The organism is Belliella alkalica (assembly GCF_022549785.1).
Taxonomy (GTDB): domain Bacteria; phylum Bacteroidota; class Bacteroidia; order Cytophagales; family Cyclobacteriaceae; genus Belliella; species Belliella alkalica.
Map to the genome: position 1 here is coordinate 120,960 of NZ_JAKZGO010000012.1, position 9,795 is coordinate 130,754.

A 9,795-nucleotide genomic window follows, 5' to 3' on the forward strand; every position below is an offset into this window, starting at 1 on the left:
ATAAAAATTATTAGGAAATAAAAACACTTCATAAATATTCAAGCTTTTTTTATAAAGCTAAAGATTTTCAAGCTGCTTTTGAAAATTTTCTCCCATTTCTTTAAATCTAGTTTGAACAGCATCGAAAAAATCTCCTTCCACAAAGATCTTCAAATCATTTTCATCCAAGACATCCATCTCAGGCACTTTGAATGTTTGCTCCATTGGGCCAAACTCGAATTTTATCAAGTATTTATTATTCCAAGAAAATATTGATATCCTTATTTCTTCTTTGACAAACTCATTTACTACCCTCATAATGGCCTTTTGATTTCAGAACTATGTGTAATTTCAGACTTTAATGATGATGCTACCGAACAATATTTTTCAACTGATAATGCCACAACTTTTTTGAATTCCTCTTCTGTAGCATCCGGAGATACTAGCACGAAATTCAAATGAATAGACTTATAATATGCAGGTATACCATCATTTCTTTCTCCATCTGCCTCCACATAGAAGTCAACTATTGTCCTTCTTTTTTTCTTCATCATCAACACAGCATCTACCGAACCACACCCAGCTAAGGCTGATAGCAATAAATCCATAGGTGATTGAGCTTGCTTTTCTGCAGCATCATACATATCTATATCCACTTTATTTCCTTGTGGATTTACAGCTTCATATTCCAAATCCGCTTTCATTCGGACAGTTACACTTCTTTTACTCATATTTTCTATATTGAAAGATTGATATATTTAAATTAGTTATAAAGTAGATAGAGCCTCTTCCTATTTTTTCGGTTTAAAGTTATAGGGTTATTTGGTTATCAGTTGACTGCGTTATAGAACAATTAATAGTTTGTTTCGTCTTGATTTTACTTGACACTTTTTTTATACTTAACCTCTCGTTTTATAGGCAAGTCATTTCGACTAAAGGAGCCTGCCCCGTAGAATTACGGGGAAAAATCTCATACTGAATTTCACACCCCAACTTCAATTTTAACTTTCCAGTTTCAAATAGGGACGAGACCTTCCCGCAATTCTGCGGGACAAGCTTCTCCCGAATGCTTTCGGGAGAGAGGTGACTTAGTCACGTCTTGAATCTCACCTCTTATCTCTTGTCTCTCGCATCTTTCTCTCACTTCCTACATATTCCTTCGATACTGACCTCCGACTTCATAGAGTGCCCTAGTGATTTGTCCAAGTGAACAATACTTGGCTGCATCCATTAGATTTTCGAAGATGTTTTCATTGCGGACAGCAGCTTCCTGAAGTTTACTCAACCATTCTCCAGAAATGGAATCATTCCTTTTATGTAAATTTTGAAGTGTCTCTATCTGGGCTTCTTTTTCTTCCACATTTGCTCTGATGACTTCCCCTGGAGTGACTGTTGGCGAACCTTCTGATGAAAGGAATGTATTTACTCCAATGATTGGGTATTCACCAGTATGTTTCAACATCTCGTAGTGCAAACTCTCTTCTTGGATTTTGCCACGCTGATACATTGTCTCCATAGCGCCCAGCACACCTCCACGCTCGGTAATTCTGTCAAACTCTGTATAAACAGCCTCTTCTACCAAGTCTGTCAATTCTTCAATTATAAAAGCACCCTGAAGAGGGTTTTCATTTTTGGCTAGACCTAACTCTTTGTTGATGATCAACTGTATCGCCATGGCTCTTCTCACTGAAGCTTCCGTTGGTGTAGTAATGGCTTCATCATAAGCATTGGTATGGAGTGAATTACAATTGTCATAAATTGCATAAAGCGCCTGAAGTGTAGTTCTAATATCGTTAAAATCTATCTCTTGGGCATGAAGTGATCTACCAGAAGTCTGTATATGGTATTTCAACATTTGAGATCGTTCATTCGCAGCGTACTTGAGCTTCATAGCTTTTGCCCAAATCCTTCTAGCAACTCTCCCAATCACAGCGTATTCAGGATCTATACCATTTGAGAAGAAAAATGAAAGGTTAGGCGCAAACTTATTGATATCCATCCCCCTGGAAACATAGTATTCCACGTATGTAAAACCATTGGAGAGTGTTAATGCCAACTGTGTGATTGGATTTGCTCCAGCTTCTGCTATATGATATCCCGAAATGGATACTGAATAGAAATTACGGATATTTTTGTCAATAAAATATTGTTGAACATCCCCCATCAGCCTCAATGAAAACTCAGTGGAAAAGATACAAGTATTCTGTGCTTGATCTTCCTTCAAAATATCCGCCTGAACAGTCCCTCTTACTTTCGCTACAGTATCTGCTTTGATCTGGGCATAGACATCAGCAGGAAGCACTTCATCACCTGTTACACCCAACAGCATCAAACCCAAACCATCATTTCCTTCTGGAATTTGGCCATGGTACTGAGGCCTTGTAAGCCCTTTATCTTGATAAATAGAATCTATTTTTGCTTGTACTTCTTCTTCCAAGCCATTGGCTTTGATATAAATTTCACATTGCTGATCGATCGCTGCATTCATAAAAAAGGCTGTCATCGTAGCTGCAGGACCATTGATAGTCATGGAAACTGATGTCATTGGATCAGCAAGATTGAAACCCGAGTAAAGTTTTTTTGCATCATCCAAGCAACAGATATTGACTCCGGAATTCCCGATTTTACCATAAATATCAGGTCTATAATCAGGATCTTCTCCATATAAGGTCACCGAGTCAAAAGCAGTAGAAAGACGCTTAGCTGGCAGACCTTTGGAAACATAATGAAATCGTTTATTGGTACGTTCTGGACCTCCTTCACCGGCAAACATTCTCGTAGGATCTTCGCCTTCTCTTTTGAATGGAAAAACTCCTGAAGTGTACGGGAATTCACCCGGTACATTCTCTGTCAATCCCCACTTCAGCAAATCACCCCAAGCTTCATATCTTGGAAGGGAAATTTTTGGAATATTATTGCCAGACAATGAAACCGTGTGGGTTTTTACTTTGATTTCTTTGTCCCTTACTTTGAACACATAGTATTCATCTCTGTACTTTTGTGCTTTTTCAGGCCACTCTTCGAGCCATTTTTTGTTCTTCGGATCTAGCTCAAGTTCTACATGGGCATATACTTCATCGAGCTCTTTGATTAACCTGTCTTTGTCCTCAATCGTCGTAGAAGAAATCGCTTCAATGGATTTTTTGATGCTGAACAGTTTTTGAGCGACTTCTTTTTGCTCTTCTGCCCATTTCCCGTAATTCCTATTGTTCTCAGAAATCTCTGAAAGGTATCTTGTTCTAGCAGGAGGAATGATAAAAATCTTCTCTGACATCTCTCCTGTCACCTCAAAAGTAGTTTGTAAATCCACACCTGTTTTTTCTACCAAAGTATGGATAATTGCCTTGTAAAGACTGTTCATTCCCGGGTCGTTGAACTGCGAAGCTATTGTCCCAAATACAGGAATATCTTCATCTGCTATTTCCCACAGGTTGTGATTGCGTTTATATTGCTTTTTGACATCTCGTAGAGCGTCTTGAGCTCCTCTTTTATCAAATTTGTTCAAAGCAATTATATCTGCAAAATCGAGCATGTCGATTTTCTCCAATTGTGTGGCCGCACCATATTCCGGCGTCATCACATAGAGAGACATGTCTGAATGCTCGATGATTTCGGTATCAGACTGTCCAATCCCGGAAGTCTCCAAAATTATCAGATCAAAATTTGCTGCCTTTACTATATCTACTGCATCTTGGACATATTTCGACAATGCCAAATTGGATTGTCTCGTAGCAAGAGAACGCATATAGACATTGGGATGATGAATGGCATTCATACGGATTCTATCACCCAAAAGAGCCCCTCCAGTTTTCCTTTTGGATGGATCTACTGATATGATTGCAATATTTTTATCTTTGAAATCAATCAAAAACCTCCTTACCAGCTCATCTACTAAAGAAGATTTCCCCGCTCCACCTGTACCCGTGATTCCAAGAACTGGTGTTTTGCTTTTTGAGGACAGTTTTCTGACTTCTTCCAAAACCTCTTTGCTTTCTTCTGGGAAATTTTCCGCAGCAGAGATCAATTTGGCAAGTTCTTGCTTCTGATCTTTGTCCAATGAATTACTACCTCTATGATCTTTTCCCAAAGGGAAATCTGATTTTTTGATAAGATCATTGATCATTCCCTGTAGTCCTAGAGATCGTCCATCATCAGGCGAATAGATTCTCGAAATCCCGTATTCATGAAGTTCTTTGATTTCTTCAGGAAGGATAGTCCCCCCACCCCCACCAAAAATCTTGATATGACCTGCACCTTTTTCCTTCAACAAATCATACATGTATTTGAAAAATTCCACATGGCCTCCTTGGTAGGAAGTAATGGCTATAGCTTGCACATCCTCTTGAATGGCACAATCTACAATTTCTAAAACAAACCTATTGTGTCCCAAATGAATCACCTCACATCCAGTGGATTGGATAATTCTCCGCATGATATTGATCGCTGCATCGTGACCATCAAAGAGAGAAGCTGCTGTAACAATTCGGATATGATTTTTGGGTTTGTAAATTTCTGTGATAACTGACATGTATGAATTGGGTTTATAATCGTAGAATCAAATAATGTTGATTCTAAAAGCTTTCTTTAGATTCGATTGTTTAATCTTACTTGCGAATATAAGAAAAAAGGAAGATTCGAGAAGAACAATTCAAAGAGCATTTCGAAATATTATTCTGATTTTGTCCTTCAAAAATATCCATACTTATAATTGGTTGAAAATTAAGGGTCGAAATCAAAATAATCACTAGCTAGCAAATCCAAAACCAAATCAGGAAATTAACTGATTTATGTCATCCTTTAGCAACTAAAAGTCCGTTTACTTTGTCATCTGTAAGAGAAGTAAGGAAATTAATTTTGTAGAACTACATATCATGTAAACTCCTAGTTTTAAACTAGGTTATATAGATTTCTGCAATTTGCCAATAACTCAAAAAACAACGACTCAACATAAATATTGATAATCATGACAAACTATACAAGTGCAGCAGAAGCTGTCAAGCATATCAAAAGTCACCAAAGAGTATTTATCCATGGCAGTGCCGCGACACCTACTCATTTACTTCATGCCCTAGCAGCAAGAAAGAATGAATTGAAAGATGTGGAGATTGTTTCTATTTCCACTTTGGGAGAAATGCCTCTCGCTTCACCTGATTGTATCGGAAGCTTTTACATGAATTCACTTTTTGTTTCCGAAAATGTGCGTCAGGCAGTGAACAGTGAGCAGGGTGGCTATGTACCTATTTTTCTAAGTGAAATTGGAAGACTTTTTAGAAATGACATTTTACCGATTGATGTGGCTATTCTCAATGTCTCTGAGCCAGATGAACATGGATTTTGCTCTCTAGGTGTCTCTGTAGATGTGGCCAAGCCTGCTATAGAAACTGCAAAATTGATCATTGCTCAAATTAACAAACAAATGCCGAGAACGCATGGTGATGGACATATCCATATCAGCAGGTTTGCTGCTGCCGTGGCTGTGGACGAAGATCTTCCTGAGGTAAACTATGGAAATAAAATCGGAGAAAATGAGCTTAAAATCGGCTCTTATATTGCAGAATTGATCGAAGACAGGGCTACTTTACAAATGGGGATTGGGGCAATTCCAGATGCTGTTTTGAGTCGATTGAAAGGTCATAAAGATTTGGGTATCCATACAGAAATGTTTTCGAATGGTGTGATTGAATTGCTTGACTCGGGAGCGATTACCAATTCTTACAAAAAGAAACATCCGGGAAAAATCGTTTCCTCATTTGCCATAGGAACCAAAGAGATGTATAAAAGAATCCATGACAACCCTGTATTCTCTTTCCATGAGGCAGCATATGTCAATGATACAGCGGTGATCAGAAAAAACCCAAAAGTAGTGTCTATCAATAGTTGTTTGGAGTTGGATTTGACTGGACAAGTTTGTGCAGATTCGATCGGAAGCTATCACTATTCCGGTGTTGGGGGACAAATGGATTTTATGCGGGGAGCAGCGCTTTCAGAAGGTGGAAAACCGATTATGGCATTATCAGCAGCTACTAGAAGAGGTGACAGCAAGATTGTTCCATTTTTAAAACAAGGCGCCGGAGTTGTCACTACTAGAGCGCACATGCACTACGTGGTGACGGAGTTTGGGGTGGCTTATCTCTATGGGAAAAACCTGAGACAAAGAGCTTATGAACTGATGAATATTGCCCATCCAGATCATAGGGAATCATTGGAAAGAGCAATTATCGAAAGATTTGGTAGCTTCGTTTACCCTACTAGATAATCAAATTCATTGTACCACATAAAAACATAGGATTTACAAGAGTAAAAAAACTATGTGTCCCTACGTGTCTATGTGGTTTTAAAATAATTCGACTGTCCAATTAGAGAAAAAATTATAACCACATAGGAACATAGAAAACATAGGATTTACGAGAGTGAAAAAAATATGTGCCCCTATGTGTCTATGTGGTTTTAAAATTCGACTGTCCTATTTGAGAAAAAATTATAACCACATAGGAACATAGAAAACATAGGATTTACGAGAGTGAAAAAACTATGTGTCCCTATGTGTCTATGTGGTTTTAAAATTCGACTGTCCTATTTGAGAAAAAATTATAACCACATAGGAACATAGAAAACATAGGATTTACGAGAGTGAAAAAAATATGTGCCCCTATGTGTCTATGTGGTTTTAAAATTCGACTGTCCTACTAGAGAATCAAAAAACCACCCTGGTTGGGTGGTTTTTTTTTTAAATAATATGTTGTTTTAAGGAAAATTACCTTGGTAAATCATTTCCGATAAATTCATTTGGATTTACCAATGGGATATTTGATCCCCATTTGCCATTGATGGCATTGATAAAGTGATTTGCTACAAAAGCATGTGCCCTTGCATTAGGGTGTACACCATCCAAAGAGAATCCACCATTTGGAGGAACAATACTAGCTGTCAAACCAACACCTCCTGAACTTACTGATCCAGCCAAAACTCTGTTCAAAAGGTCATTTACATCGACCAATACCAACCTTTCAGCATTTGCTTGAACGGCAGCATTGATGAAACCATTGAATGCTACAATTTTGTCTCTAATCTCATCCTGTTCTTGTGGAATCAAAACAAATTGATCTTCAACTGGAAAACTTATACCTCTTAACAAAGCTGGATTTCCACCTACAGGCTGACCTAATGCTTGAGAAAGTGGCAAAGTAGCTCTGTCTGTTGGTTTACTTTGTCTGATTGAAGGTAATCCCAGTGCTCCCAAATTTGTAAGAGACTCATCTTCCATTACAAATGCATTTTGGCCTGCTTGAAATTGAATTCTTCTATTCTCTTCTTCCTCAGCAGTAATCAACCCTGCAGCTCTTGCTTGACCTAGACCACCATTGTAAAGCGCATAGCCTTGATTTGCTTGGTCAGCTTGTGCTTGAGTCAAAGGAAGTGCATTCCACGGAACAAGATTGAAATATGGCAATACAGCTAGACTAGGAATATTTGCTACAGCCCCTTTAGCATTTGGACTAGCTTGCAACAAGGCTCCCAAAGCCAATCCCAATCTTTGTTGAAAATCAGCATTTGAAGTGAGGATTGCTGGATTCGAAGCTCCTCCAGTAGCGTAACCTAGGACATCGTTATTTCCCAACCAGAAAGTAAAGAATGTACCACCATTTGCCAAAGCTGCTGCTGCATCTCCAATTACTGTAGAAGTGCCAGGATTGGAAGCAAAACGCTCATACATTCTATTGAATGCTGGATTGGCAGGAGAATTAGGCCCTCCAGTAAGTGGTGTAAGAGCTGTTCCCAGAGTAATTCCAGGAACACCAAAATTATTCAAATTGGCTTTGTTTCCTGTGAAGTTACCAGGCAAATCCCCCGCTCCAATTGGTGCTGGACCTGCTGCTCCAGTTTGAGGATTTACAGTTAGGATTAATCTACCCAGTGGTCCTTGTGGGCCCATTTGGAAAAAACCATTTGCAGAATTTATTTCAGGAACATTAAAATCTCCTCCTCCTAAATCTCTGGTTTGATTCGCGAGCATAACTGCAAAAGAATTTTGCTGACCTCTGTTGTATAGAGCGCCATCCATGAACCCCGCTGTAAGAGAGTTTCCAACTGATACGATTTTCGTAAAATCCGCAGAGCCTGATGTTGGTTGTTCTATCTGCGGCTCTGGAAATTCATAAGTACAGGCTGCAAAAGAGCCCAATACCAATAGAAATATTAATTTATTGATAATTTTCATTTTTGCCGATTTATTAGTTTAACAACTCATCAAATGTGATGGATACATAGTAGATAGCTCCTATTGTAGGACCTCCAAAGTTCTGGATATTTCTATTATTGAAAATATTGGATCCTCCCAATTTCACAATAGATTTCAAGTCCTTCAATCTGTAACTTACTTGAGCATCAAAAGTGTGGATTTCTGGCACGTCACCTTGTGCAAAAGTTGACTCCCATCTAAATGCGCTTTGATATCTGTAAGTCAAGCCAAAACCAATTTTATCAGTAAGTTTTCTATTACCAAAAGTTACATTTGTCTTGTGCTCCGGTGTATTGAAATCATTCAAGAAATCCTCACCAATGTTAGAAATCAATCTGTTGAAGTTGTAATTACCTCCAAGTGTAAAGTTACCTGGCAAATTATAGGTAAGGCCAATAGCAGCTCCATGAGCTCTAACTTCTTCATCAACGATGTTTGTGTAAGTCTGGAAAGTATTTTCTTGACCTGGAATGGTGATTGGAGTCAACAATGTAGGAGCATTAATCGCATTGATCGCTCCCTGATCTGTATTTGGCATAGCACCTGGGAATATTGGCCCTGGAGCTTTTCTTACAGAGGTTTGAGTGATGAAATCATTATAAATGTTGTAGTAATATGCAAAATCAATCATCAATCTATTGCTTGCCAGCAAACTTTTATAACCAACCTCAATAGACTGAACTTTTTCTGGTCTAAGCTCTGGCAATGAAGTCACTTGTTCTAGCAATCCAGTTGCTCTTGGGTCTACTGGTGACATTCCAGAACCAACTGCAGCAACATAATTGTTCACTGAGGCTAGAGAATATGCATTGTTGAAAATATCATACTTGTCTCTATAAAAAGGCAAACCACCTATCAATCTTGCAGAAACGACATTCAGATCAATATGCTGACCTTGTGTAGTTGGATTTCTAAATCCTGTCTGGTAAGATGCTCTGAAATTGCTATTTCCCTGACTGTAAACACCTGAAATTCTTGGGTTCAGTTGTCCTTGGAAATTTTCGTTTTTATCATATCTCAATGAACCTGTCAATTTCAATTTATCATCAAAAACAGATTTTGACCCTTGTGCAAAGGCACCGATTTCTTGAATTGTGATATCATTTCCCTCAACGTCTGCGAAGATGGTTCCGTTTGACCTCAAATCATAAACCCTATAAGAAGCTCCAACTTGAAGATTCATAAAGTCAATTTCGTTTTTGAAATCATACTGACCTTCAACCATGTTCATTCTAGATTGATCATCAAATAACGAACCTCTTGGTATCACTTCAGACCTAACGGCAGATTTTGCCGCTTCAAACTCTGGTGTGCCTGGCAACAGTCTTCCTACATCCGCTTGACCTCTTGCAAATTGATGGGCGCCCGCCATCATTGCCGGTGAAGGTGCTTGTCCGGCCCCTGGATTGAATCCTGCCGCAGCAAGTGCTCCTAAATAATTCAATCCATACTCACCAAACCACTGTGTGTTATTTTTCCATCTGTCATTGATAGCCACACCTGTCAAGTCTGCAATGTATGAATCTCCTGAATTTTCTATGGTCGTATAACCTCTAATGAAATAGTTATCGCCTTTT

6 protein-coding genes are annotated in these 9,795 nt (G+C 38.7%); 1 reads left to right on the top strand and 5 read right to left on the bottom strand.

The genetic code is table 11. The features are described from left to right. Positions 1-57 precede the first annotated feature (57 nt). The 3 genes from MM213_RS14520 to MM213_RS14530 form a co-directional block, all read right to left on the bottom strand. Positions 58-297 carry a hypothetical protein gene (locus MM213_RS14520; RefSeq protein WP_241413380.1) on the bottom strand — a complete coding sequence of 80 codons (240 nt, stop codon included), beginning with the start codon at positions 295-297 and terminating at the stop codon, positions 58-60. After that, entirely contained in the window at positions 294-710 is a 417-nt protein-coding gene (locus MM213_RS14525) for an OsmC family protein (protein ID WP_241413381.1), read from the bottom strand. The genes MM213_RS14520 and MM213_RS14525 overlap by 4 nt, the downstream gene beginning before the upstream one ends. A gap of 416 nt (positions 711-1,126) precedes the next feature. Next, entirely contained in the window at positions 1,127-4,507 is a 3,381-nt protein-coding gene (locus MM213_RS14530; RefSeq protein WP_241413382.1) for a methylmalonyl-CoA mutase family protein, read from the bottom strand. Between the two features lie 435 nt (positions 4,508-4,942). On the opposite strand from MM213_RS14530, the gene MM213_RS14535 reads away from it, so the two are divergent. Then, positions 4,943-6,235 (top strand): acetyl-CoA hydrolase/transferase family protein, encoded by a 1,293-nt coding sequence (locus MM213_RS14535; protein WP_241413383.1) that lies wholly within the window; start codon positions 4,943-4,945, stop codon positions 6,233-6,235. A 498-nt stretch (positions 6,236-6,733) separates the two neighbouring features. Here the strand turns inward: MM213_RS14535 and MM213_RS14540 are convergent, their stop codons facing one another. Both MM213_RS14540 and MM213_RS14545 read right to left on the bottom strand, forming a co-directional pair. Next, positions 6,734-8,197, bottom strand: a complete 1,464-nt coding sequence (locus MM213_RS14540) for a hypothetical protein (protein WP_241413388.1) — start codon at positions 8,195-8,197, stop codon at positions 6,734-6,736. A gap of 13 nt (positions 8,198-8,210) precedes the next feature. Further along, the coding region (locus MM213_RS14545; protein WP_241413389.1) for a TonB-dependent receptor plug domain-containing protein at positions 8,211-9,795 on the bottom strand (1,585 nt) is incomplete at its 5' end.

What these genes read in the sequence shown, in the direction of transcription:
- MM213_RS14530 (WP_241413382.1), bottom strand. Translation starts at nt 4,507, where the DNA reads ATGTCAGTTATCACAGAAATTTACAAACCCAAAAATCATATCCGAATT.
- MM213_RS14535 (WP_241413383.1), top strand. Translation starts at nt 4,943, where the DNA reads ATGACAAACTATACAAGTGCAGCAGAAGCTGTCAAGCATATCAAAAGT.
- MM213_RS14525 (WP_241413381.1), bottom strand. Translation starts at nt 710, where the DNA reads ATGAGTAAAAGAAGTGTAACTGTCCGAATGAAAGCGGATTTGGAATAT.
- MM213_RS14520 (WP_241413380.1), bottom strand. Translation starts at nt 297, where the DNA reads ATGAGGGTAGTAAATGAGTTTGTCAAAGAAGAAATAAGGATATCAATA.
- MM213_RS14540 (WP_241413388.1), bottom strand. Translation starts at nt 8,197, where the DNA reads ATGAAAATTATCAATAAATTAATATTTCTATTGGTATTGGGCTCTTTT.